22 protein-coding genes and 1 tRNA gene are annotated in these 25,484 nt (G+C 34.6%); 16 read left to right on the top strand and 7 right to left on the bottom strand.

Annotation, left to right across the window (positions count from 1 at the left end; translation table 11 throughout):
• Positions 1-17: 17 nt before the first annotated feature.
• Complete coding sequence (gene aceB / locus E0F98_RS02810; protein ID WP_132108970.1) at positions 18-1,619, bottom strand: malate synthase A; 1,602 nt, start codon at positions 1,617-1,619, stop codon at positions 18-20.
• A 232-nt stretch (positions 1,620-1,851) separates the two neighbouring features.
• Between aceB and E0F98_RS02805 the strand changes: the two genes are divergently transcribed.
• From E0F98_RS02805 to E0F98_RS02790, 4 genes are all read left to right on the top strand, one after another.
• Complete coding sequence (locus tag E0F98_RS02805; protein WP_132109338.1) at positions 1,852-3,333, top strand: helix-turn-helix domain-containing protein; 1,482 nt, start codon at positions 1,852-1,854, stop codon at positions 3,331-3,333.
• 272 nt (positions 3,334-3,605) lie between these two features.
• A complete protein-coding gene (locus tag E0F98_RS02800) occupies positions 3,606-4,271 on the top strand; it encodes a succinate dehydrogenase cytochrome b subunit (RefSeq protein ID WP_132108968.1) in 666 nt (221 codons plus the stop codon).
• Between the two features lie 12 nt (positions 4,272-4,283).
• Entirely contained in the window at positions 4,284-6,284 is a 2,001-nt protein-coding gene (locus tag E0F98_RS02795; protein WP_132108966.1) for a fumarate reductase/succinate dehydrogenase flavoprotein subunit, read from the top strand.
• 92 nt (positions 6,285-6,376) lie between these two features.
• Entirely contained in the window at positions 6,377-7,123 is a 747-nt protein-coding gene (locus E0F98_RS02790; protein WP_132108964.1) for a succinate dehydrogenase/fumarate reductase iron-sulfur subunit, read from the top strand.
• A gap of 80 nt (positions 7,124-7,203) precedes the next feature.
• Here E0F98_RS02790 and E0F98_RS02785 read toward each other — a convergent pair whose 3' ends face one another.
• Complete coding sequence (locus E0F98_RS02785) at positions 7,204-7,767, bottom strand: hypothetical protein (protein WP_132108962.1); 564 nt, start codon at positions 7,765-7,767, stop codon at positions 7,204-7,206.
• Positions 7,768-7,839: 72 nt separating this feature from the next.
• Between E0F98_RS02785 and E0F98_RS02780 the strand changes: the two genes are divergently transcribed.
• Positions 7,840-8,607, top strand: a complete 768-nt coding sequence (locus E0F98_RS02780) for an amidohydrolase (protein ID WP_132108960.1) — start codon at positions 7,840-7,842, stop codon at positions 8,605-8,607.
• Here E0F98_RS02780 and E0F98_RS02775 read toward each other — a convergent pair.
• Positions 8,597-10,261: an Ig-like domain-containing protein gene (locus E0F98_RS02775; RefSeq protein ID WP_132108958.1), complete on the bottom strand. Its 1,665-nt coding sequence runs from the start codon at positions 10,259-10,261 to the stop codon at positions 8,597-8,599. The genes E0F98_RS02780 and E0F98_RS02775 overlap by 11 nt on opposite strands.
• Before the next feature lie 221 nt (positions 10,262-10,482).
• Between E0F98_RS02775 and mce the strand changes: the two genes are divergently transcribed.
• Both mce and E0F98_RS02765 read left to right on the top strand, forming a co-directional pair.
• Positions 10,483-10,884: a methylmalonyl-CoA epimerase gene (gene mce / locus E0F98_RS02770; RefSeq protein WP_132108956.1), complete on the top strand. Its 402-nt coding sequence runs from the start codon at positions 10,483-10,485 to the stop codon at positions 10,882-10,884.
• Between the two features lie 138 nt (positions 10,885-11,022).
• Positions 11,023-11,096 (top strand) — tRNA-Ile (locus E0F98_RS02765).
• Positions 11,097-11,568: 472 nt separating this feature from the next.
• Here E0F98_RS02765 and E0F98_RS02760 read toward each other — a convergent pair.
• The gene (locus E0F98_RS02760) at positions 11,569-12,156 is read right to left on the bottom strand and encodes a riboflavin synthase (protein ID WP_132108954.1); all 588 of its coding nucleotides are present in this window, start codon (positions 12,154-12,156) and stop codon (positions 11,569-11,571) included.
• Between the two features lie 58 nt (positions 12,157-12,214).
• Here E0F98_RS02760 and pdxA point away from each other — a divergent pair, with 58 nt between their 5' ends.
• From pdxA to E0F98_RS02715, 9 genes are all read left to right on the top strand, one after another.
• Positions 12,215-13,264 (top strand): 4-hydroxythreonine-4-phosphate dehydrogenase PdxA, encoded by a 1,050-nt coding sequence (pdxA, locus tag E0F98_RS02755; RefSeq protein ID WP_132108952.1) that lies wholly within the window; start codon positions 12,215-12,217, stop codon positions 13,262-13,264.
• Positions 13,265-13,348: 84 nt separating this feature from the next.
• Positions 13,349-13,921, top strand: a complete 573-nt coding sequence (locus E0F98_RS02750; RefSeq protein WP_132108950.1) for a YceD family protein — start codon at positions 13,349-13,351, stop codon at positions 13,919-13,921.
• Positions 13,922-13,930: 9 nt separating this feature from the next.
• Complete coding sequence (gene rpmF, locus E0F98_RS02745; protein ID WP_007137315.1) at positions 13,931-14,125, top strand: 50S ribosomal protein L32; 195 nt, start codon at positions 13,931-13,933, stop codon at positions 14,123-14,125.
• A 174-nt stretch (positions 14,126-14,299) separates the two neighbouring features.
• Complete coding sequence (locus E0F98_RS02740; protein WP_132108948.1) at positions 14,300-15,298, top strand: beta-ketoacyl-ACP synthase III; 999 nt, start codon at positions 14,300-14,302, stop codon at positions 15,296-15,298.
• 23 nt (positions 15,299-15,321) lie between these two features.
• Entirely contained in the window at positions 15,322-15,801 is a 480-nt protein-coding gene (accB, locus tag E0F98_RS02735; RefSeq protein WP_132108946.1) for an acetyl-CoA carboxylase biotin carboxyl carrier protein, read from the top strand.
• Between the two features lie 95 nt (positions 15,802-15,896).
• On the top strand, positions 15,897-17,243 hold the full coding sequence (gene accC, locus E0F98_RS02730; RefSeq protein WP_132108944.1) for an acetyl-CoA carboxylase biotin carboxylase subunit: 1,347 nt from the start codon (positions 15,897-15,899) through the stop codon (positions 17,241-17,243).
• 259 nt (positions 17,244-17,502) lie between these two features.
• Positions 17,503-17,811: a hypothetical protein gene (locus E0F98_RS02725; protein WP_132108942.1), complete on the top strand. Its 309-nt coding sequence runs from the start codon at positions 17,503-17,505 to the stop codon at positions 17,809-17,811.
• Between the two features lie 40 nt (positions 17,812-17,851).
• On the top strand, positions 17,852-18,160 hold the full coding sequence (locus E0F98_RS02720; RefSeq protein ID WP_132108940.1) for a hypothetical protein: 309 nt from the start codon (positions 17,852-17,854) through the stop codon (positions 18,158-18,160).
• A 117-nt stretch (positions 18,161-18,277) separates the two neighbouring features.
• A complete protein-coding gene (locus E0F98_RS02715) occupies positions 18,278-19,612 on the top strand; it encodes a sigma-54-dependent transcriptional regulator (RefSeq protein WP_132108938.1) in 1,335 nt (444 codons plus the stop codon).
• Here E0F98_RS02715 and E0F98_RS02710 read toward each other — a convergent pair.
• From E0F98_RS02710 to E0F98_RS02700, 3 genes are all read right to left on the bottom strand, one after another.
• Positions 19,609-22,038 carry a hybrid sensor histidine kinase/response regulator gene (locus tag E0F98_RS02710; protein ID WP_132108936.1) on the bottom strand — a complete coding sequence of 810 codons (2,430 nt, stop codon included), beginning with the start codon at positions 22,036-22,038 and terminating at the stop codon, positions 19,609-19,611. The genes E0F98_RS02715 and E0F98_RS02710 overlap by 4 nt on opposite strands.
• Positions 22,039-22,220: 182 nt before the next feature.
• Positions 22,221-23,417, bottom strand: a complete 1,197-nt coding sequence (locus tag E0F98_RS02705) for a C1 family peptidase (protein WP_132108934.1) — start codon at positions 23,415-23,417, stop codon at positions 22,221-22,223.
• Between the two features lie 84 nt (positions 23,418-23,501).
• Positions 23,502-25,403 carry a S9 family peptidase gene (locus E0F98_RS02700; RefSeq protein ID WP_132108933.1) on the bottom strand — a complete coding sequence of 634 codons (1,902 nt, stop codon included), beginning with the start codon at positions 25,401-25,403 and terminating at the stop codon, positions 23,502-23,504.
• Between the last annotated feature and the right edge of the window lie 81 nt (positions 25,404-25,484).

The following is a 25,484-nucleotide window of genomic DNA, read 5'->3' as shown; positions in this document are numbered from 1 at the left end:
TTATTGGTTGGTTGTTTTTAGATGTATTTGTATCCAGGAATCGTTAAAAAGTCAATGAATTTTGGATTGACAACAAGAATGTCTAATAGTTGTTCGGCTAATTTGTATTTGCCTTTTTCATGATTGTCATCTCCAATAAGTTTTCTTATTTTTTCGAATTCCTCCATGGCAATACGATGATAATAGCTGTCAGTCAATTCTTTTCCATCTTCTAATGTGACTTTGTTTTGTAGCCATTGCCATAGTTGGGATCTGGAAATTTCTGCTGTTGCAGCATCTTCCATCAAATGATGAATGGCGGCAGCACCTTGGCCGTTGAGCCATGAGGCTATGTAAAGAATAGAAACATTTATATTTTTTCTGACTCCTTCTTCAGTAATGGTTCCAACTGGTGCTTCTAATAGGTTTGCTTCAGAAACGTTAACGTCCTCTCTTTTTATATGAATCTGATTTTTTGTAGGCATGTATTTGTCGAATACTGTCATGGCTAATCCCACTAAATCTGGATGTGCTACCCAAGTGCCGTCATGTCCGTTTTTGGCTTCACGTTCCTTATCGGCGATGACTTTGTTGAACGCGATTGTATTCGCTTCGGGGTTATTTTTTATCGGAATCTGTGCTGCCATTCCTCCTATAGCGTGGATGTTTCTTTTGTGACATCTTTGAATCACCAGTTGGGAATAAGCAAGCATAAATGGGGAAGTCATGGTTACTTGGTCTCTGTTAGGCACAATAAAGGCTGGGTTATTTCTTAATTTTTTGATATAAGAGAATATGTAATCCCATCGACCACAGTTTAGTCCTACGATGTGTTCTTTCAACTCAAATATGATTTCGTCTAACTGGAAACTTGCTGTTATCGTTTCAATTAATACCGTTACTTTGATTGTTCCTCTTGGTATTTTCAAGTAGTCTTCGGTAAAGTCGATTACTTCGTTCCACCATCTTGCTTCTAGATAATGCTCTAATTTTGGAATGTAATAATAGGGTGCTGATTCATTTTTCATTAACTGTTTGAAATTATGAAAAGCGTATAATCCAAAATCAATTAATGAACCGGAAGTCTCTTCGCCGTCTATCATAATATTCTTTTCCGATAAATGCAGTCCTCTAGCTCTTACAATTAAAACGGCAGTCTCGTCGTTCAACTTGTATTTTTTGTTTTTTATCGGGTCTTCTAATGAAATTGTTTTGTTTACTGCATCTATTAAGTTTTGCTGACCACTCATGAGGTTATCCCAGGTAGGTGATGTGCTGTCTTCAAAATCAGCCATAAATGTTTTTGCGCCGCAGTTGAGTGCGTTGATTACCATTTTTCTATCGACTGGGCCTGTTATTTCTACTCTTCGGTCTAATAAGTCGTCGGGTGTGGAAGCAGCTTGCCATTCACTTTCTCTGATGTTTTTTGTTTCTATTGGAAAGTTGGGTAGGTTTCCGGCATCAAATAGCTGCTGTTGTTTTTCTCGTCTTTCTAATAGCAAAAGTCTTTGGTTATTAAATTGACGATGTAAGTCGGTTACAAAGTCCATTGCGGTATCTGTTAGAATATTGGCATACTGCTGAGATGATTCAGCTGTGATTTGTAATGAATCTTCGGTTGTTTTGTTTTGGTCTTTCATAGTTAATGTGTTTTACATGACAATGTTACGAAAAGTTTTTTACAAAACAAGCGAACGTTCGCAAAAAATGTGAAAAACTTTTTTCTTGCGTTTTTATTTTTTAGCGTATATTTGGAATAGTGCAATGCGTCTAGGTTTAGGGTTGTTGTTATTTTCGAAAGGAAAGAATAACAATCCTAAAAGAGGTAGAAAGATATTGTTAGCTGTTCTTAAAATAAAAATATACCACGGTATGACTGTAGAAAAGGAATATATAAAGTTGATTTTTGGGCTAAAACTTAAGCAAGCTCGCACCAATAAGAATTTATCTTTATTTGGTTTGGCGAAAATCACGGATCTGTCAAAATCGTATTTGAACGAAATCGAAAAAGGTAAAAAATATCCAAAAACAGATAAGATTATACTTCTATCTGAAAAATTAGATGTTTCTTACGACAATATGGTTTCCTTGAAGTTGGATAATAATCTGGCTCCAATAGGGGAAATCTTAAAATCTGGGATTCTAAAGGAGATTCCTTTAGATATTTTCGGAATCCAGGAAAATGATCTTATTGATATTATTGCTAATGCGCCTGCAAAAGTGAACGCCTTTATTAGCACGATTATCGAGATAGCGCAGCACTATAATTTAACTCGGGAGAGTTTTTTTCTGGCCGCCTTACGTTCGTACCAAGAAGCGCATAATAATTATTTTGAGGATTTAGAGCAAAAAGTGTTAGACTTTTCAAAAGCATTTCAAATAAATATAGACAGTAAAATTGCTGTTGGAGATTTGACAGCTGTGTTAATCGAAGAATATGGTTATACAATTCAGGAGATTGTTTTTTCAGAGCAGGAGGAATTAGGAGATTTGCGATCTATATATGTTCCAAAAAGTAAAACTTTGTTACTTTCATTAGACATCGACGAACAACAAAAGGCATTTATTCTAGCTAAGGAGATTGCTTATAATTATTTAGAAATAACCGAAAGATTGTATACTTTCAGTTGGATTAAATTTGATAATTTTGATCAGGTTTTAAATAATTTCTACGCTTCTTATTTTGCTGGAGCGTTACTAATACCAAGAAAACAATTGGTTGGCGAATTGAATTTATTTTTGGCTAAAACAGATCCTAAACCACAAGAAATGCTGCAATTAATGGGTAAGTTTAATGTATCTCCAGAATCGTTTTACCAGAGATTAACTAATATTTTACCTAAGGATTTCCAGTTGAAAAATATATTTTTTCTTCGATTGTCTCATAAAATCGGCGCGGATACTTATCAGATTAAAAAAGAGCTGCATATTACTAATCAGCAGGAGCCACATGCTAACGAAATGAACGAGCATTATTGCCGTCGTTGGGTTTCGGTTAAAACAATCGAGCAATCCATAGCGCAGCATAAAAAACACTTTTTTGATGCTCAGATTTCGAGTTACGAAAACAGCGGAAACGAGTATTTTGTTTTTTCATCGGCCACCGAAGATCCTTTCAAAAAAGATTGTTTGAGAAGTATATCTGTTGGTATTTTGATTACTCCTAGCATGAAGAAGAAATTTAAATTCATCGATAATAAATCAATTAAAAAGCAAATTGTAGGAGTAACTTGTGAAACATGTGCTGTAAAAAACTGCGAAGAAAGAGCTTCTGCTCCCATTCAACTAGAGCTCAAAACTCGAAATGAAAATACGGATTTAATAGTTCAAAAATACATGGACAAATTTAGTTAATTGTGTCTAAGGCATACGGAAATCTGGTTTTTTGTCACGGAATAAATAGAATATCTATTATTTTGTTAAGTTGTAAGGTCTGAAAAAGAATCTTCAACATAGTGATAAATGTTTTAATGTATTGAACTACAATTAGAAGTTGGTTTTTTATAGGCTTAAATTTAGTGGAAACCGACACTTTAAAATCATTATAAATAACAGCGAAAAGGTTGTAGTTCATTTCATTTTGCTTTATTTTTGTGGTATTTTTTAAAACAAATTATTCAAATCTTATGGCAAAATCTGCATTATTGAAGTCGTCAATAGCTAAAAAAGTTGCTATGGCGCTTTCAGGAATTTTTTTAATGCTGTTCTTAGCACAGCATTTTTTTATTAATATGACTTCGGTTTTTAGTTCCGATACTTTTAATTCGATTTCTCATTTTATGGGAAATAACCCACTGGTTCAATTTGTGATTCAGCCCATTTTAATTGTAGGTGTTATTTTTCACTTTACAATGGGTTTTGTTTTAGAAATTCAAAACAGAAACGCAAGACCAATTTCGTATGCTAAAAACAACGGAGCTGCAAATTCTTCTTGGACTTCAAGAAACATGATTTATTCTGGAGTAGTAGTCCTGGCATTTTTAGGATTGCATTTTTACGACTTTTGGTTTCCAGAGATGGTTTACAAGTACGTTGAGGTAAGCCCATTAGATGAAACAAGATATTTCCACGAATTAGTGGCTAAATTTGAAAGTCCGGTACGGACAGGATTGTATTCACTTTCTTTTATTTTGTTAGCATTACACTTATGGCATGGATTCAGCTCTTCTTTTCAATCAGTTGGGTTTAATAATAAATATTCAAGATCTTTAAAAGCTTTTGGATACGCTTTTGCAATTGTGATTCCTTTTGGATTCATTTTTATTGCATTATTTCATCATTTCAATCATTAATATTCAATTATAATGGCATTAGACTCAAAAATTCCAAACGGTCCTATTTCGGACAAATGGACAAATTATAAAGATCATATTAATTTAGTAAATCCTGCTAACAAACGTAACCTTGATGTTATTGTTGTTGGTACAGGATTAGCTGGAGGTTCTGCTGCTGCAACTTTGGCAGAGCTAGGATATAACGTTAAGGCATTTTGTTTTCAAGATTCACCTCGTCGTGCGCACTCGATTGCAGCACAAGGTGGTATTAACGCTGCAAAAAATTATCAAGGAGACGGAGATTCAACTTTTAGATTGTTTTATGACACTGTAAAAGGAGGAGATTACCGCGCTCGTGAAGCAAACGTACACCGTCTTGCGGAAGTTTCAACAAATATCATTGACCAATGTGTGGCTCAAGGAGTTCCATTGGCGCGTGAATATGGAGGTTTATTAGATAATCGTTCTTTTGGTGGTGCGCTAGTATCGAGAACGTTTTATGCTAGAGGGCAAACAGGACAGCAATTGTTACTTGGTGCTTACTCAGCAATGAATCGTCAAATAGGTCGTGGAAAAATAAAAATGCACAACCGTCACGAGATGCTAGATATAGTAATCGTAAACGGAAAAGCAAGAGGGATTATCGCTCGTAATTTAATTACTGGTGAAATCGAAAGACATTCTGCTCATGCAGTTGTGATCGCTTCTGGTGGTTACGGAAATGTATTTTTCTTATCAACAAATGCAATGGGGTCTAATGCTACAGCAGCATGGAAAATCCATAAAAAAGGAGCTTACTTTGCAAATCCTTGTTACACGCAAATTCATCCAACATGTATTCCAGTTTCTGGAGACCACCAATCGAAATTAACTTTGATGTCAGAGTCATTGCGTAATGATGGTCGTATTTGGGTTCCTGCTAAACTAGAAGATGCTAAGGCAATTCGTGAAGGAAAGAAAAAAGCAATTGATTTATCTGAAGCTGAAAGAGATTATTACTTAGAAAGAAGATACCCAGCTTTTGGTAACTTAGTTCCTAGAGATGTAGCTTCTCGTGCAGCTAAAGAAAGATGTGACGCTGGTTTTGGAGTAAACAAAACAGGTGAAGCAGTTTACTTGGATTTTGCTGCAGCGATACAACGTTACGGAAAAGAGCAGGCATTCTTAAAAGGAATTGATGCTAATGATAAAAAAGCGGTTACTAAACTAGGTACTGAAGTTGTAAAAAATAAATACGGGAATTTATTCCAGATGTATTATAAAATTGTAGATGAGGATCCTTATACTTCACCTATGATGATTTACCCAGCGGTTCACTACACAATGGGTGGGACATGGGTTGATTATAACTTGATGACTACAATTCCTGGATGTTTCTCAATTGGAGAATCTAACTTCTCTGATCACGGTGCAAATAGACTTGGAGCTTCTGCCTTAATGCAAGGTTTAGCTGATGGTTATTTTGTATTGCCATACACAATTGGAGATTACTTATCACCAGATATTAAAATGGGGCCTATCCCAACTGATTCTCCAGAATTTGAAGCTGCAGAAAAAGGAGTTAAGGACCAAATCTATAGATTCATGAACAATAACGGAACACATTCTGTTGACTATTTCCACAGGAAATTAGGGAAAATTATGTGGGACAAAGTGGGTATGGCTCGTAATGCTCAAGGACTAAACGAAGCAATCAATGAAATCTCTGCTTTACGTGAAGAGTTTTATAAGGATGTAAAAATTCCTGGGACAGACAAAGGGTTCAACCAAGAACTAGAGAAAGCAACTCGTGTAGCTGACTTTTTAGAACTAGGCGAATTATTTGCTAAGGATGCATTGCACCGTAACGAGTCTTGTGGAGGACATTTCCGTGAGGAATATCAAACAGAAGATGGGGAAGCAAAACGTGATGACGAAAATTTCGCTTACGTGGCTGCTTGGGAATACAAAGGAAAACCTAGTGACGCTGTTTTACACAAGGAAGATTTGGTATTTGATGCCGTTAAATTAGTTCAAAGAAATTACAAATAGCATTTAGTTAAAAGGCTAAAGTAGTAAGATGAAATGACTTCACGTCAATCGACTTTCGACTTTCGTTTTTATGACTTTCAAACTAAAAAAGTATGAAACTTACATTAAAAATATGGCGTCAAAAAAACGCCCAAGATAAAGGAGCAATGGTTGATTATCAAATTGACGGAATTGAGCCAGACATGTCTTTCCTTGAAATGCTAGACGTTTTCAATGAAGATTTAATGAGCAAAGGTGGCGAACCAGTTGCTTTTGATCATGACTGTCGCGAAGGAATTTGCGGAATGTGTTCTTTATTCATTAACGGAGAAGCACACGGACCAGATAGAGGTGTAACAACTTGTCAATTGCACATGCGTATGTTTAAGGATGGTGATACAATTACCATCGAACCATTTCGCGCAGCTGCTTTTCCAGTAGTTAAAGATTTAGTTGTTAATCGTAGTGCTTTTGATAGAATTCAACATGCTGGTGGATTTATATCTGTAAATACTTCAGGAAATACAATCGACGCTAATGCTATTCCAATTAACAAGCAAGATGCTGACGATGCGTTTGATGCTGCTACTTGTATTGGTTGCGGAGCTTGTGTAGCGAGTTGTAAAAACTCTTCTGCAATGTTATTTGTGGCTGCAAAAGTATCTCAATATGCATTATTGCCTCAAGGTAAAATTGAAGCAACTGATCGTGTATTAAATATGGTGAGCCAAATGGATGCGGAAGGTTTCGGAAACTGTTCGAATACTGGAGCATGTGAGGTTGAATGTCCGAAAGGAATTTCTTTAGAGAACATTGCTCGTATGAACAGAGAATATTTATCTGCAAGTATGAAAGGTTAAAAAACAACTCGTTTTTCAATATTAAAAAAACGCATTCATTGATTTGAATGCGTTTTTTTTGTCCAATTTATTTGAAATAGTTAATCTTTCCAGCCCCAGGGCGCAGCAGGTGTAGGGAGTGTTTTTGTTAAATCAAATTTTACTGTAAACAATCGTTCTGAACCAATGCGTCTTAGATTATAGGTAAACGATGTTTCGTCTAAAGTGATCCACCAAACATTGGCAGCGGCATTTGGAATTGTATCATAGGTTTGTTGGTCTGCTGGGAAAAACTGTAGTGTTGACGAACCAGAATTAGTCGTTGTTCCACCATATTGAGTAACTTTATCTTCCGAACCGTCTTCGTGACGGTGGTCGTGTTTCAATTGAATACGTTCATTTTTATAGGTTAATACCCAAGTTCGAGATTTGTCATCAGCTACAAAAAACGGAATTCTGATTGTAGTTTCTCCACAATTGCGAACGTGCATTACTAATTTTTTATTTCGAAAAGTATCATTGTCGGCTCCTTCAGTAACTTGGCCTTCAAAAGATTTTCCGCATTGTTTCTGTAAGTTTTCCCAAAATTGTTTTGCACCTGATTTTTGTTGAGCGAAAGCAAAAACAGAGATTAGCATGGTGCAAAGGAGTAGTTTCTTTTTCATGTTTTTTTTAGCTAATATAATGAACTTAAATTACTGTGATATTTCTTAATTTTATAAAAAATAAATAAAGCAATGCAAGTTATATTGATTCAAGCTTCTTTGATTTGGGAAAACCCAAAGTTAAATCGCGATTATTTCGAAGAAAAAATTAATTCACTTTCTGAAAAGATTGATTTAATTGTGCTTCCAGAGATGTTCACCACGGGATTTACTATGAATCCGAGGGCTGTTGCCGAGGCAATGGAGGGAGAAACTGTACTGTGGATGCAATCTTTGGCAAAAGCTAAAAACAGTGCTATCACGGGAAGTGTTGTTATTGAGGAGAACGGTAATTTTTATAATAGAATGTTGTTTGTGTTCCCTTCGGGCGAAATTCAGTATTATGATAAAAGGCATTTATTTACTCTTGCGGGAGAGGAAAAAGTATATACGGCAGGGACTAAAAAATTGATTGTTGAGTATTTAGGTTGGAAAATCTGTCCGCTTGTATGTTATGATTTGCGTTTTCCGGTTTTTTCTAGAAATGTCGAAAATTATGATTTGCTGATTTATGTTGCCAGTTGGCCAAAAATTAGAACTAATGCTTGGGATGCTTTGTTGAAAGCTCGAGCAATAGAAAATATGAGTTATGCAATTGGCGTCAATAGAACTGGAGAAGACAATAATGGACATTCTTATATAGGACATTCGCAAGTGGTTGATTGCTTGGGTGATTATTTAGCCGAGCCACAAGGAAATGATGCTGTTCTAAAGGCAACTTTAGATAAATCAAAATTAATTGAGACTCGTAAAAAACTTGGTTTTTTAAATGATCAAGATGGTTTTGAGCTTAAAAACTAGATTTTTTCTTATTTTCTGTTTTCTTTTTTGGCTCCGGTGTGTACGGAATACTCAGGTCAAAAACTTGTTCTACATCCCAATTTGCTCTGATGTCTATTTCTTTTGAAAAATAAATCACCTCTTCAGAATAGCGTTTCTCTAGATAATTTCCTGAATCGTAGACTTTATTTTTATTATCGTCATAAATGGCACGAAGCGTGAATAAAGAGGGTTCCATCAGGTTGAAATCAACTGTAGTGTCACTCTCTGTATATTCTGAAGCTAAAATGTCTCCTTTTAGATTTGTTAATTCTACAATGACTGGGAAGCGTTTTACGTTTTGCAATTTTACTCTAAGGTTCCCATAATCTGAAGTGTTTTGAGTAGTAATATTGTATTTTAAAGTGTCATTCGATTTTTCGAAAAAATCAGTAAGTGCGCCTGGTAGGATGCTGAAGGTATATTTTTCTAATGGTTCTTTCTTGAAGTCAATAAATAATTTCTGGTTGAATTCATCATATTCAGTAGTAAACGGAATAGCAGTTGAATCTTTGCTGATGATTTTTATTTTCGAATTGTCGAACTTTACTAAAGGCGTGTTGCTTTCTAATGTAAACCGATTTCTAAAATGCAAGTTGCCGTTGTAAATCGCAGCGATGTTTAAGGTGTCTTTTTTCTGGTCCTTAATTTTGAACGTAAAGTCTTTTTGGTATTTATTTTTGGCTACAGCCAATGATAAAGAATCCGCTTTAAGGGGTTTAAACCATATTTGGAGTGAATCTTTTTTAGGTAGCTGAGTAATAATCGAAGCTAAGTTTTCGTTGTTGTTTTTTAGCGTTATTGATGGTCTAGAATTAGCTAAACTCATATTTCCTTCATAAGCCATGACTAATCTATTTCCGGATGCTTGTGTAGGCTTAAAGGCTTTGAATGGTAATACTTCCTTGAATAATTCCAATTCATACACAGTGTCATTTGGAATAGTGATGAAATTTTTGATGAAAGCAATTTTGTCCTCTTTAGGATTGAATTTATTATTACTGTTTTTGTCTTTCAGCGCCACAAGAAGGTATTTTCCAGCTTTTAAATTTTCTAGTCGAAATGTTTTTAAACTGTCTAAGGTATTTGTAATATATCTGGGATTCTCGTTGTAAATAACGGAGTCATTAAAGGTTTCATTTACGTCATAAAGCATCACAGAAACAAAAGGTGCTACTTCTATATCATAGGCGTCTTTAATTCTGCCTCCAAGGGCTAAGGAGTCGATATAATCCCCAGTTGAAAAAATATATTTGAATTGATTGTAGGGGTTTCCTTCGTTATTATCAGCGATGCTTTGGCCAAAGTTGATGCTATACGTTGTGTTAGCTTTAAGAGTGTCTATTATTTTTATCGAAAGAAATTTAGATGCAGATGTTGGAGAAATAATCGGTTCGTATTTCATGGGAGGTGAAATAATCAATTGCTTATTTAGGTTTTTAAGCTTGATGTTTTCATCGAAGGTCAATTTAATTTCGTCTCCTTTAAAATTTGTGCTAAAATTTTCAGGGAAACTCGTTTTTAATACGGGGGCAATCGTGTCTTTTAGGCCTCCTGTGATGGATCCTCTTTTGGCGCAACTTGCGATAACTATAAGCAACAGAAGGGAAATATATCTTAAATTGTTTTTCAACATATCAAATTAGTATTAGAGGGTACAAAATAACAATTATAATTGCTGAGATTGAAGTTTTTTATAAAATTATTATAGGTAATCGATTAGGTGTACTTTTGACGCTGTTCTGCTGCATTTTGTTTTTTAATGTTTATTTTTACATAATGATAGGGCGTGCAATTATAATTTATTTGTAATTTTTGCAGTGTTTTACAAATGAAAATAAGTAGAAGGTGTAAAAAATGAGAAAAATAGAGCATATAGGGATTGCGGTAAAAGATTTAGAAGTTTCAAATTTATTGTTTGAAAAACTTTTTGGAGCTCCGGCTTATAAATTTGAGGAAGTCGAAAGTGAAGGAGTGACAACTTCATTTTTTATGAACGGACCTAATAAAATTGAGCTTTTGGCGGCGACAAATCCAGAGAGTCCTATTGCTAAATTTTTAGAAAAGAAAGGCGAGGGTATTCATCACATAGCTTTTGATGTAGAAAACATAGAAGAAGAAATTGCCCGACTTAAAAATGAGGGTTTTGTTGTCTTAAATGAAGTTCCAAAGAAAGGAGCTGATAATAAATTGGTAGCCTTCTTGCACCCTAAAAGTACTAATGGGGTTTTGATTGAGCTTTGTCAAGAAATAAAATAATTTTTTTTAGAAAGTTTAAAAGCTAATAATCAATGGTTTTGTGATTTAAATCTTTAAAAGATGTAAGTTGGTTAAAAATCTAAGCTAGAAATATTTGGAGCAAACGAAAAATAGTAGTAATATTGCACACTCTTAACCGGTCCTATAGCTCAGCTGGTTAGAGCACCTGACTCATAATCAGGTGGTCCCTGGTTCGAGCCCAGGTGGGACCACATAAAAAACCCTTCAAAATTAATTATTTTGAAGGGTTTTGTTTTGTATGTAAAAATGTAAATTCATTTAAAAAAGAGGTATCTTTATCTTGAGAAAGCTGTTTTTGTGAGAGTATATCTTTATGGATATATTATTGATTTGGTCAAATAATAGGAATAAACAGCTTAAATTGCTTTTTTTAATCAATTGATTTGCTATTTTTGAAGCGTATGAAGATGATTTCAAATAGATTTTTATTGTCGATTGCGCTGGTTTTGAACTGGATAGTTGCGCATGCGGAAACACCTCCTGAGCCGACTTCTACGTCGACGTCAGGAACTCCTCCTCCTCCTCCGGGACTGCCAATTGATGAAAATATCATTATTTTAGTAATAATTGCGCTTCTATTTGGAATTTATATTATCTATAATCACAGATTAAAATCAAAAGCTTCAATTTAAATTGGAGCTTTTGATTTTAAAAAAGAGTTTTTTAATTTTGGCTGTATAAACGAGAAACATATTTGCCAATAACATCAAACTCCAAGTTTATCTTTGTACCAATCACGAAATTCTTAAAATTAGTGTGTTCGTGGGTGTAGGGAATTATTGCGACACTAAATTGATTTTTCTTTGAGTTTACGACTGTTAAGCTTACTCCGTTTACGGTAATCGAACCTTTTTCGATAGTAAGGTTGTTTAAGGTTTGATCGTATTCGAAGGTGTAATGCCAACTACCATTGGTTTCTTCGGCTTCAATACATGTGCCTGTTTGGTCTACATGTCCTTGTACAATGTGTCCGTCAAGACGGTCGCCTAATTTCATGGCTCTCTCGAGGTTGACGCTGTCACCTACTCTCCAATCTCCTAGATTTGTTTTTTGAATTGTTTCGTTAATTGCGGTAACGGTGTATGAGGTGTCTTTTATTTCTACTACAGTTAGGCAAATCCCATTGTGGGAAACGCTTTGGTCGATTTTTAGTTCGGTCGTGATGGAGGAGTCGATCGTAATGTGAATATTGTCTTTCTCTTTTTTTATTTCTTGGATTGTACCAAGGGTTTCTATGATTCCTGTAAACATTTCTTGTTTTATTTTACTAAATTTGCACTTCAAAATTAGTAATAAATAACTAGAGGTAATGATGAAAAAAGCAGAAAATATAATTGTTGGAATTTCGATAGGAGATTTAAACGGTATTGGAAGCGAGGTTGTTCTTAAAACTTTCGAGGATTCTCGAATGTTAGAACTGTGTACTCCTGTTATTTTTGCTAATGTGAAAATAATGTCATTTATAAAAAAGAATTTAGACTCAGCGGTTCCGCTTCATGGAATTGATAAGTTAGATCAAATTCTTCCTGGGAAGATCAATGTTTTCAATCTTTGGAGAGAAGGTGTGGATTTGAATCTTGGAGTAAATGATGATAAGGTAGGTGAGTATGCGGTAAAATCATTTATTGCTGCTACAAATGCTTTAAAAGAAGGATTGGTGGATGTTTTAGTTACTGCGCCAATAAATAAATACAATATTCAATCAGAAGAGTTTAAGTTTCCTGGGCATACGGATTATTTAGATCAGGAATTAGAAGGGAATGCGTTGATGTTGATGGTTCAAGGTAATTTAAGAGTGGGTTTGTTGACAGATCATATTCCTGTTAGTGAAGTGGCGTCCCGACTTACTGAAGAGCTTATTCGAGAAAAAATTGAGACGGTAAGAAAAGCGCTGATTCAGGATTTTAGTATCAATAAACCAAAGATTGCTGTATTAGGATTAAATCCGCATTGTGGTGATGGTGGTGTGATAGGTAAAGAAGATGATGCGGTGTTGAAGCCAACATTGAAAAAAATATTCGAAAAAGGCACCTTAGTTTTTGGCCCTTTTGCGGCGGATGGTTTTTTTGGAAGCGGGCAATATGAGAATTATGATGCGGTAATTGCTACTTATCATGATCAAGGATTGATTCCTTTTAAAACATTATCTTTTGGTAATGGGGTGAATTATACAGCTGGTTTGAGTAAAATAAGAACTTCTCCAGATCATGGAACTGCTTATGATATTGCTGGGAAAGGAATGGCGGATTATAACTCGTTTAAGGAAGCGGTTTATCTTGCTTTAGATATTTATCGATCCAGAATTGAGTATGCAGAAATTAGTGAGAAACCACTAAAAGTTAGGGAAAAACAGCACTAAATAAAAAAAGATAAATAACATTATTAGTTTTGTAATAATTTTATATCTTTGCACTCCCGAAGTTTGGGGCAAAATTTTGGCGAAATGAATAAGACTAAACAATATTTAATTCCATTTGTGGGATTAAAGCTAGGGAAACATCATTTTGAATATCAAATAAGTAATGCGTTCTTTGAAATCTTTGATTATGATGAATTTGAAAATTCAAACATCAAAGTAAACGTAGTTTTAGAGAAGAAAAGCACGATGCTGGAATTGATTTTCAAGCACGAAGGAACAGTAAATGTACCTTGTGATTTAACGAGTGAAGATTTTGATTTGCCAATAAAAGGCGAGATGAAATTGATAGTTCGTTTTGGTGACGTATATAATAATGATAATGAGGAGTTGTTGATTCTGCCATTTGGAGAATTTGAAATAGACATTGCTCAGTATATATATGAAATGATTGCGCTTTCTGTACCTTTAAGACGGGTTCATCCAGGTGTTCAAGACGGAAGTTTAAAAACGGAAGCTCTTGAAAGATTAAAGGAATTAGTTCTGGAAGAACATAAGGAAGAGAATGAAGAACAGGTTGAAGAAGACACAATACAAGATAAAGAAGAGAATATTGACCCGCGTTGGGACAAATTAAAGCAACTATTAACGGATAAATAATATAGTAAAATGGCACATCCTAAGAGAAAAATCTCCAAAACAAGAAGAGATAAGAGAAGAACGCATTATAAAGCTACTGTAGCACAAATCGCTACTTGCCCAATTACGGGTGAGGCGCATTTATACCATAGAGCCTACTGGCATGAAGGGAAAATGTATTACAGAGGGCAAGTTGTTATAGATAAGTCTGTAGCTGTTGCTTAATGCATTTTTTTGCAAATGATATTGGAACTCTCACTTCGTGAGAGTTTTTTTGTTGTTTATAATTTTCATAAATAAGAAGTTCTAAATCAGGAGGTTTAGATATTTTTTTGTAATTTTCAACTCTTTTAATCGTTTTTTCAAATGTCATTATTTGAAAAAAAATATTCAAATACCATGAATACAATCACAGCCGCAATAACCGCTGTTGGAGCCTATGTTCCTGACTTTGTACTTTCAAACAAAGTCCTTGAAACTATGGTCGATACAAATGACGAGTGGATCACTTCTCGAACAGGAATTAAAGAAAGAAGAATTCTTAAAGACGCAGACAAAGGAACGTCGTATTTAGCCATAAAAGCAGCAGAAGATTTATTAGCTAAAGGAAATATTAATCCTTTAGATATTGATTTAATAGTAATGGCAACAGCTACGCCAGACATGCCAGTTGCTTCGACTGGAGTTTATGTTGCAACTGCAATAGGCGCTACAAATGCTTTTGCTTTTGATTTACAGGCAGCTTGTTCCAGTTTTATATATGGAATGTCAGTTGCTTCAGCTTACATTCAATCTGGAAAATATAAAAAAGTACTATTAATAGGAGCTGATAAAATGTCTTCTATTGTAGATTATACAGACCGTTCTACTTGTATCATTTTTGGCGATGGAGCAGGTGCTGTTTTATTCGAACCAAATTATGAGGGATTAGGATTGCAGGATGAGTATTTAAGAAGTGATGGTGTAGGTCGTGATTTTTTAAAGATTGATGCTGGAGGATCTCTACATCCTACTTCTATAAAAACTGTGGAAGAGAACAGACATAATATTGTTCAAGATGGAAAGACTGTGTTTAAATATGCAGTAACAAATATGGCTGACGCCAGTGAGCTAATTATGAAAAGGAATGACTTGAGCAACGCAGATGTTGACTGGTTAGTTCCACATCAGGCTAATAAGCGTATCATTGATGCGACGGCTAGCAGAATGAATTTAGAAGAATCCAAGGTTTTAATGAATATAGAGAAGTATGGAAATACTACTTCTGCAACATTGCCTCTAGTGCTTTATGATTTTGAACACTTATTTAAAAAAGGGGACACAATCATCTTGGCTGCCTTTGGAGGTGGTTTCACTTGGGGGTCTGTTTATTTAAAATGGGCATACGACAAAAAATAAATTTAAACTAAAAACAAATAATTATGGATTTAAAAGAAATTCAGAACCTAATCAAATTTGTAGCAAATTCGGGAGTTGCAGAAGTTAAATTGGAAATGGATGATGTTAAAATCACCATTAGAACAACTATAGAAGGCAGTACAACAGAAACTACGTATGTACAACAAATGCCAGCTCACAACCAACTTCAACAAGCAATGCCTATTCAAAACGTTGCGCCAGTTGCAGCTGCGGTAGAGACTCCTGCGGTAGAAGAAAACAAATACATTACTATAAAATCTCCAATTATTGGAACCTTTTATAGAAAACCATCTCCAGACAAAGCGATGTTTGTTGAAGTAGGAACTACTATTTCAAAAGGAGATGTTCTATGTGTAATTGAAGCAATGAAATTATTCAATGAAATTGAATCTGAAGTTTCTGGTAAAATTGTAAAAATATTGGTTGATGACATGTCGCCAGTAGAATTTGACCAACCTTTATTCTTAGTTGATCCATCTTAATTAATTATAAATTATGAATTATAAATTGTAAGCTGATTCTCAATCAACTCATAATTTTAAAAAACTCATAACTCATAACTCATAACTCAAAATAGATGTTTAAAAAAATATTAATTGCAAATAGAGGAGAAATTGCGCTTCGCGTAATTAGAACTTGTAAAGAAATGGGCATTAAAACGGTGGCTGTTTACTCTACTGCTGATGTAGAAAGTTTGCACGTTAGGTTTGCTGATGAAGCTGTTTGTATAGGACCGCCTCCCAGTAACTTGTCCTATTTGAAAATGTCAAATATTATTGCCGCTGCAGAAATTACAAATGCTGATGCGATACATCCTGGTTACGGCTTTCTTTCTGAAAATTCAAAATTTTCTAAAATTTGTCAAGAGCACGGTATTAAGTTTATTGGAGCTTCGCCAGAAATGATTGATAGAATGGGTGATAAAGCCTCTGCTAAAGCTACAATGATTGAAGCTGGAGTGCCTTGTGTTCCTGGATCTGTTGGAATTTTGGAATCTTACGAACAAGCTTTAGAGCTTTCTAGAGAGTTTGGTTTTCCAGTTATGTTAAAAGCTACTGCCGGTGGTGGTGGAAAAGGTATGCGTGCCGTTTGGAAAGAAGAAGAATTACATAAAGCATGGGAAAGTGCGCGTCAGGAATCTGCTGCTGCTTTTGGAAATGACGGAATGTATCTTGAAAAATTAATCGAAGAGCCTCGTCATATTGAAATCCAAATTATTGGTGATTCTTATGGAAAAGCATGTCACCTTTCTGAAAGAGACTGTTCAGTACAAAGACGTCATCAAAAATTGACTGAAGAAACGCCTTCTCCATTTATGACAGACGAATTGCGCATGAAAATGGGTGATGCGGCGGTAAAAGCAGCTGAATATATTAAGTATGAAGGTGCTGGAACTGTAGAGTTCTTGGTTGACAAACACCGTAATTTCTATTTCATGGAAATGAATACTCGTATTCAGGTAGAGCATCCTATTACAGAACAAGTAATTGACTATGATTTAATTCGTGAGCAAATATTAGTTGCTGCAGGAGTGCCTATCTCGGGTAAAAATTATTTGCCTCAATTGCATGCAATTGAATGTCGTATTAATGCTGAAGATCCTTATAATGATTTTAGACCTTCTCCAGGAAAAATTACGACACTTCATACGCCAGGAGGACACGGTGTTCGCTTAGATACTCATGTGTATTCAGGATATACGATCCCACCAAATTATGACTCTATGATCGCTAAGATAATTACTACAGCTCAAACTAGAGAAGAAGCAATTAGTAAAATGAGAAGAGCATTAGATGAATTTGTAATTGAAGGAATTAAAACGACAATACCTTTTCATAGGCAGTTAATGGATGATCCGCGCTACATTGCTGGAGAATATACTACTGCTTTTATGGATACCTTTAAAATGATTGCTCCAGAATAATTTATTTATTCTTTTTATTATAACTAAGTCGCACCTATGTGCGACTTTTTTTATGGTTTTATTTTTAGTATAGTGTATAAAAATGACACACTTACTGTAGTCACTACACACAAGTATACACTTTTTATAAGATTGTTGTTTTAGTAATTAACAAGTTATCAGATAGTTGATGGGTTGGTTCTATTAATAAACGTAGTGGCATAATAATTTCATTGTCTGATGTAGAAAACAGTAATTAAATATCTAAAATAAACAAACTATGAAAAAATTAATTTTATCCGCAGCAATCGTATTAGGAAGTTTAACAACAATGTCTGCACAGGTACAAGAAGAAACGAAAGAAGCAACAACTACTGAGCAAACCGCTCCTGCAACTGATGTTTACACTGAAATAAAAATGGAAGAATTGCCAGCAGCAATTACTGAAGCATTAAAAAAGGCGTATCCAGAAGCTGTCGTTTCAAAGGCTTACATAAACGACAAAAAAGAATATAAACTAGACGTTACAGTAGGTGAAAAAGCAGGTTCTTTATTTGCTGATGCAAATGGAAACTGGATTCAAAAATAAATATCTACCAGAATTTTACAACAATTAAAAATATACTATCATGAAAAAATTAATTTTATCCGCAGCAATCGTATTAGGAAGTTTAACAACCATGTCTGCACAGGTACAAGAAGAAACAAAAGAAGCAACAACTACTGAGCAAACCGTTCCTGCAACTGATGCTTACACTGAAATAAAAGTGGAAGAATTGCCAGCAGCAATTACTGAAGCATTAAAGAAAGCGTATCCAGAGGCTGTTGTTTCAAAGGCTTATATAAACGACAAAAAAGAATATAAACTAGACATTACAGTAGGTGAAAAAGTAGGTTCTTTATTTGCTGATGCAAATGGAAACTGGATCCAAAAATAAAATAATTTTAAGTTTTTGTTCAAAAAAAGTGGCTGTATTTACAGCCACTTTTTTTGCATAATTTTATGAAAATACAATAATATATGACTTAATTTAGCGTAAAAAGTTCCCAGACTCATGCCAAAGATTTTAATAATTGAAGATGATATTTCGTTTTGTAAACTGTTAGATAAATTCCTAACCAAAAACAGTTACGAAGTAACCACTTCTTTCTCTGCTACCGATGCTCGATTACTTTTACAAAAGGGAACTTTTGATTTGATTTTAACTGATTTACGATTGCCAGATGCCAATGGGATTGAGTTGTTGACTGAATTTAAAGCTATTAATTCACAAATCCCCATTGTTTTAATGACGGGTTATTCTGATGTGAATACTGCTGTTAAGGCTATTAAAAATGGAGCATCGGATTATATTTCGAAACCATTTAACCCTGATGAAGTCTTATTGGTGATCACTAATGCAATGGAAACTTTCGAAAATAAACCTAATAGGAGTAAAGCAAGTGATTCTAATTCAAAAAAAACAACTGGCTCAGATTATATTCAAGGCATTTCTAATGCTTCCAAAAAATTAGCAGAGCACATTCAGCTGGTCAGCCCTACTGATATGTCGGTTCTAATTATTGGCGAAAGCGGAACAGGAAAAGAAATTATAGCAAAGAGTATTCATCAAAAAAGCAATCGAAAGGGAACTAATTTTATAGCCGTTGATTGTGGGGCTATTCCAAAAGAGTTGGCTGCAAGTGAATTTTTCGGACATTTAAAAGGCTCGTTTACTGGAGCAATTTCTGATAAAATTGGGTATTTTGAAGCGGCCAATGGCGGAACAATATTTTTGGACGAAATAGGGAATTTATCTTATGAAAACCAAATTCAGCTGTTGCGCGCTTTACAGGAGCGAAAGATAAAACCTGTAGGTAGTAATAAAGAAATGCAAGTAGATATTAGAATTATTACTGCTACTAATGAAGATTTGCGCGAAGCAGTTAAGAATGGTAGTTTTAGAGAAGATTTATACCATAGAATTAATGAGTTTTCTATACATTCTCCATCACTTTCTGAACGTACCGAAGACTTAATGATTTTTGCAGAGTTCTTTTTAGATAAAGCAAACGAGCAATTACAGAAAGATGTTATTGGTTTCTCTAGCGAAGTTGTGAGTATTTTTCAAAACTATCCTTGGCCCGGAAACCTCCGTGAAATGCAAAACTGCATTAAGCGTTCTACACTTTTGACACAAGGAGATTTTATAGAAAGTAATGTTTTACCAGCGGAGTTTTTTCAAAATAATAAAAGTACGACTAATGATTTTTCGCTGTCTGAAAATGAAAAAGAGGCGATTGTTTATGCTTTGGGTAAGACGCAAAACAATAAATCTGAGGCGGCTAAATTGTTGAAAATTACTCGTAAAACGCTGTATAATAAACTCAAATTATACGACATCAATTAGATTACTTTCCTTATTTCTACAAAAAGCACCGATATTTTCGATTTGAGATCGGATAAATGCGCTTTTAATTGAGTTGAATTAAAATTCTGTGATTCGAGCTGCGTTAAAATGAGTGCGACGTCTGTTGCTTCAATTTGCTTGAAGATCGGTGCCATTTTATGAGCAACTTCTTTTATTTTTTGCTGCTCTCGTTTCTCAATATTATTTTCTAATTCTATAATGTTAGCGTCTGTAGAATGTATAAGGGATTCTATTATGTTTTTTACTGCTTCGGCATCATTATTTAACAATAAACGTAAAGACGCTAAAGAAAATAGTCTTTCATGTGTTTTGAAAATTGTTTTATCTTGTACTGGAAGTGAAGTTTTAGAGAAAATCGCGTCAATAGTTTCGAGAAGAATGTTAGGTGTAAATGGCTTAGTTAGAACTACAGTAAAACCTGCTTTTTTATAGGTTTCATCACTTAGGTCTGTTCGTCCAGTAACGGCAATTATAGGTTGGTTTTTATAATTATTCTTCTCTTTCCCTTGCATGGCTTTTACAAATTCAAATCCATCCATTATGGGCATTTGTATGTCAGTAATTAGTAAATCAAACTCGTTTATGCGGATTTCATCTAATGCTTCTTGTGCATTAGAAAAGGAAAGCACAGTATGATGTTGTTTAAGAACTTCGGTTGTTAATTGAAGTAAATTAGCATCGTCATCAATTGCAATAATGGTTTTATTTTTTTGTATTGGAATGTAAATAGTTGGAGCTGCTATACGTTCGTCGATTGATTTGGCAAAAGTAATTGGTAATTTAATCTCAAAACAACTTCCTTTTTCAGAGCTTTCCTTTAAGTACAATTCGCCACCTAATAGTGCGATAATTTTTTTCGAAATTGATAATCCTAAACCAGTTCCACCAAATGTTTTTTCAATCGATTCATTTGCTTGAGTAAATTCTTCGAAAATTAAGTTTTGACTTGCTTTTTCTATTCCAATTCCAGAATCTGTAATGCTGATAAAAACGATCTTTTTTGTTGCATCTAAGGTTGCGTTTATTGCTATGAATCCTTGTTGCGTAAATTTATAAGCATTTCCTATAATATTAATTATGACCTGCTTCAATCTAAACTCGTCACCTATGATGGATTGATTTAGCTTTTCGTCAATTGTAATTAAGAGATCAATATTCTTTTGTTGGTGAACCGTTTGTATGTTTTTGGCTACTTCATTAATTGTTTCCTTTATTGAAAAAGGAGATTTTTCGATCTTGATTTTCCCTGCTTCAAGTTGTGAAAAATCTAATAAATCCTTTACTAATCTCGAAATGTATTCCGATGCGTTTTTAATATTATTAGTAAAATAAGATTGTTTGTTTGTTAATTCAGAATTACTAAGTAATTCAGCATAACCGGCAAGGGTACTAAGTGGTGTTTTTAAGTCGTGACTTACTGTAGAAATGAGTTGTTCTCTGCTTTTAAGTAAATTTCGGGCTTTAAAGTTAGCAATCTCTAGTTGTTTTTTATACAATTGCGTTTTAGAAAAATCGCTGGTAATAAGTATCGAAAAAAACACGGTGAGTAATAATCCTACGATTGCCGCTGCAGAAACTATTTGATTGATTCTTTTGAGTGATTTTTCTCTTTCGTTATTGTTTTTTAAAGAGTGAACGATGATTTCTCGCTCTATTATATGAAGTACTTTTCTAAGCTGATCTGATATTAGAATTTCGTTGTTGATTAGTTTTTTTTCTTGAATTGCTAAAGATGCTTTTTTCTTTTCAGTTTCTATTTTTACATCATTTAATAATCGTTTAGACGCAGATAAAATAGAATCAGAGGCTTTTTTTGTTAAAGTATTTGAGCTATCATCAGGGATGTTTTGATTGAGATAATCAACGTAATTTTGCAATACATTATATTGGTATTTACTTAGGTTCTCAGGTCGTGAATGAAAATCTTGTAGTTTTAATTTGCGTAAAGAGTTCTCTAATATGCTTAATTCCTGTATAGCATTTTTTACAGATGCCTCGTCTGTTGTTTTATTTTTAATTTGCCTGAGCTGCCTTATGTTATTAGTTTTTTCCGAAAGTAAAACGGTAACGCTGTCGAGCAATTTAGTCTGATAGGTACTGGATACGACTTTTTTTAGTAAATTGAGTCGAATTTGCAGTGAATCCGTTTTTAGTAGATAGGTTTTAAAATCATCTTCTGAATTGGATTGAATTGTTTTTCGAGCTAAGCTTTCTGTTTCGTAAACATTTGAAAATAGTTTACTGATTTTTAAAACCTTATTTTCTTCGAAGTCAATTTCGCTTTCAATTTTAGAATAGATCTTGTTTTCAGTATATAAAACCCACCCCACACTAACCACAAGCATCGCTAGAGCGATGTAGCTTATAAATACTTTTACGGGAATATTGCTGTTTTTATTTCCCATTTTTTAGAATTAATGTGGGGCGAATTTAGATATTTTATATTCTTTAATTGATAAAAGAATGTCCTAGTGTAGTTTGAACTCTCGAATCGCTCTATCTTGTAATGTGTAAGATATTGGTTTTTTGGTTTTCGAATAACATAGGACAAAAATTTGTGCGTTTTAGGCGCCGCTCGATTGTGAAATTACACGCCTAGCTTTTTAGCAATATCAGCTGGAATTCCAGCTTTATTTACCATAAACGCGGTAGTCTTATATTTTACATAGTTTTTACTAACATAAAGGTATCCTTTGTAGTCGTTAGTTGTTCCCCAAGAGTTTTTTACCACATAGTATTCTTTTCCTGTTTGATCCTTTGCAAGACCTACAATATGCATAGCATGATCATCTGTAGTTTGATAATTATCGAATGCTTTTTGACGTAATTCAGGAGTGATTTCCAACTCTGGTTTTGGACCATTAAACATGTTTTCTTTCTCAGCCGCTGTCATGTCATCGATATTTTTCGCTGGAACGTAAGCTACACCGTTTTTCCAGCTAAAGCTTTTTTCACTTACATCAGATGCCCATGCAACGGTAAATCCATTCTTTAATGCATTGTCAATAATATTTGTCATATCATTTAACGGTACATTATAGATTAGGTCGAAAGACCAATTGTCAGGAACCATCAACATCGATTTTGCATAATAAGGAGAGTCTGTGAACGAAGAAATCTCGATGTAATCAGCAGGATTTATTCCTACTACTTCTTTTGCAAATGTTTGTGGAGTGTAATTTTTTCCTTTGTAGTTAAACGACTCAGGAACTTGTCCTAAGTAAGAATCGATTACAGCAGTATATGCTTTTTCCCAATTGGGAGTCAACTCTCCGTTTGGATTTTTTACAGTTGCGGCCAATACACCTTCCATAAGAGCTCCCATTTCGGCAAACTTATTTTTAGACGTTCCGTAATTTAAACCAGTGTAAAGCTCTTGTGGTAAGGCTCCGTATTTAGCATACATATTGATTACATCATGCAAAGCACCACCGTCGCCTAGAGTTACTGCTCCATGCATGCGTACATAATTTTTCCCTTTTTCGATATAAACATTACGAGCTGAATAAATTTGAGATAACTCAACGGGTTGCTTTCCGAGGCGGATCATTTCTGATTCCAAATAAGAATTAGTGCAATAACTCCAGCAAGTTCCTGAAGAACCTTGGTTTTTTATCGAAGTATTCGCTAGGTCGATTATTTCTGTGAATTTGAAGCTTTCTTTGCTTTTTTCGCTTGCATTAATTTTTAGGGAATTGACAAGGCCATCTTGTGCTGAAATACTGTTTATGCCTAATAGGAAAGTCGAGGCAATAAAAAGACTTTTAATTGGAAATTTGTACATGTTCTATTATTTGAATTTTAATGTTGGTATGCAAAACAACAAAATTGTTACTTGCTAATTTTAGTTTAAAAAAGCGTAATGGTTTTATAATGTTTCTTTAAGCCATTTGAAGAATTCTTTTTGCCAAACTTGGGCATTTTGTGGTTTCAAAACCCAATGGTTTTCTTCAGGGAAATAAAGAAATCTACTTTTTATACCACGCAATTGTGCTGCTTGAAAAGCTTCTTGTCCTTGTCCTATTGGCACACGGAAATCCTTTCCACCTTGTATAATCAGGATTGGCGAGTTCCATTTATCTACTAGATTAATGGGATTGAATGTAGTGTAGGTTTTTTGTGCTGCAATATTATCTTTTTCCCAGTAAGCACCACCAAAATCCCAGTTGCTAAAGAAAACTTCCTCAGTTGTACCAAACATGCTTTGGGTGTTAAATACACCGTCATGAGCAATGAAAGTTTTGAATCGGTTGTTGTGAATTCCGGCTAAATAGAATGCCGAATATCCACCATAGCTCGCGCCAACGCAGCCCAAACGGTCTTTGTCAACATAACTTTCTTTAGCGACATCATCAATCGCCGAAAGATAATCGTCCATTACTTGTCCGCCCCAGTCTTTACTAATTTGTTCATTCCATTCCACTCCATGTCCTGGCATTCCACGACGATTTGGTGCTACTACTATATATCCATTTGCAGCCATCAACTGAAAATTCCAACGGAAAGAATAGAATTGTGTCAAGGCGCTTTGTGGTCCTCCTTGGCAATATAAAAGTGTTGGGTATTTTTTGGTAGCGTCAAAATTAGGAGGGAGAATAACCCAAACTAACATTTTTTTGCCGTCAGTTGTGGTCACATATCTTTTTTCGGTTTTGCTTAACGCCAAGGAATCATAAGTTTCCTTATTTACATTTGTGATTTGTTTCCAAGTATTTTTCTTTAGATCCAAGGAATAAATCTCCGAAGCATGGTTCATATCGCCTCTGGTAACAATAATACTATTCCCTGCAAATCCAACTAAGTCATTGATATCAAAATCACCTTTGGTAAGCTGTTGAACCTGAACCGCAATTCTAGTACGACCCGGGAAATTGACTTCAAAAAGTTGTTTTGTACCATCGACTGCAGCTGCAAAATAGATTTTTTTACCGTCTTTACTCCATAAATAGCTGTCCACTGTACCGTCCCAGGCTGCCGTTAAATTCATTTTCGCACCATTGTAATCAACTATGATGTCGTTTTTATCGGCTTCATATCCATCACGTTTCATCTGCAACCAAGTCAAGTGACCAGCTGGAGAAAATTGAGGAGCCATATCGTAACCAAGATTTTCTTCAGTTCTATTAGTAGTAAGTCCGGTTTCTAGACTGTATTCAAAAATATTAGTGTTAGTCGAAACAGCATACTGGGTTCCAGATTTTTTCTTACTAACATAAATTATTTGTTTACTGTCTGGCGACCAGATGTAATCTTCATCACCACCGAAAGGTTTTTGCGGACTGTCAAATTGTTCATTCCCCATTATGTCAGTTCCTACTGCATCTTCACGGTTTTCTTTATAATGGACGTGGTTGTATTTTCCCTCGTTCCAAGTGTCCCAATGGCGGTAGTCTAAGCCATCGTAGATTTGAACTTCTGATTTTTCCAAATTAGGATAGAAATCTTTTCCATGAACGTTGCTGATCTTCACTTCTTCGCTATAGACAATATATTTTCCGTCAGGCGAAATATTTTTGTCTTTTAACAAGTCTTTTGTTTCTTTAACTTCAGTCGGATTTCCACCAGTTACTGGAACGATATAGAATTTTGAACTAGATTTATTTTCTTCGATAGAAGGCGTAGTCACCTTGTAAACTACATTTTTAGTGTCCTTAGAAATACCAACGGCGCTCACTCGGCCTAATTTCCATAGGGTTTCGGGAGTCATTACGTTCTGGGCCATGGCGTTTAAGCTCATCATTGTTAGGGTTGTAAGAAGTATTTTTTTCATAAATTATTTGCTAAAATTTAAGCTTCTAAATTACAATAATAATCTAAATACAGCCAAAGGATTATGTTAACTCTTTTCAAT

Origin of the sequence: Flavobacterium hiemivividum, assembly GCF_004349145.1 — a bacterium.
Classification (GTDB): domain Bacteria; phylum Bacteroidota; class Bacteroidia; order Flavobacteriales; family Flavobacteriaceae; genus Flavobacterium; species Flavobacterium hiemivividum.
Note: the sequence above shows the minus strand (reverse complement) of the source record. Positions and strands in the feature narration are given on the sequence as shown.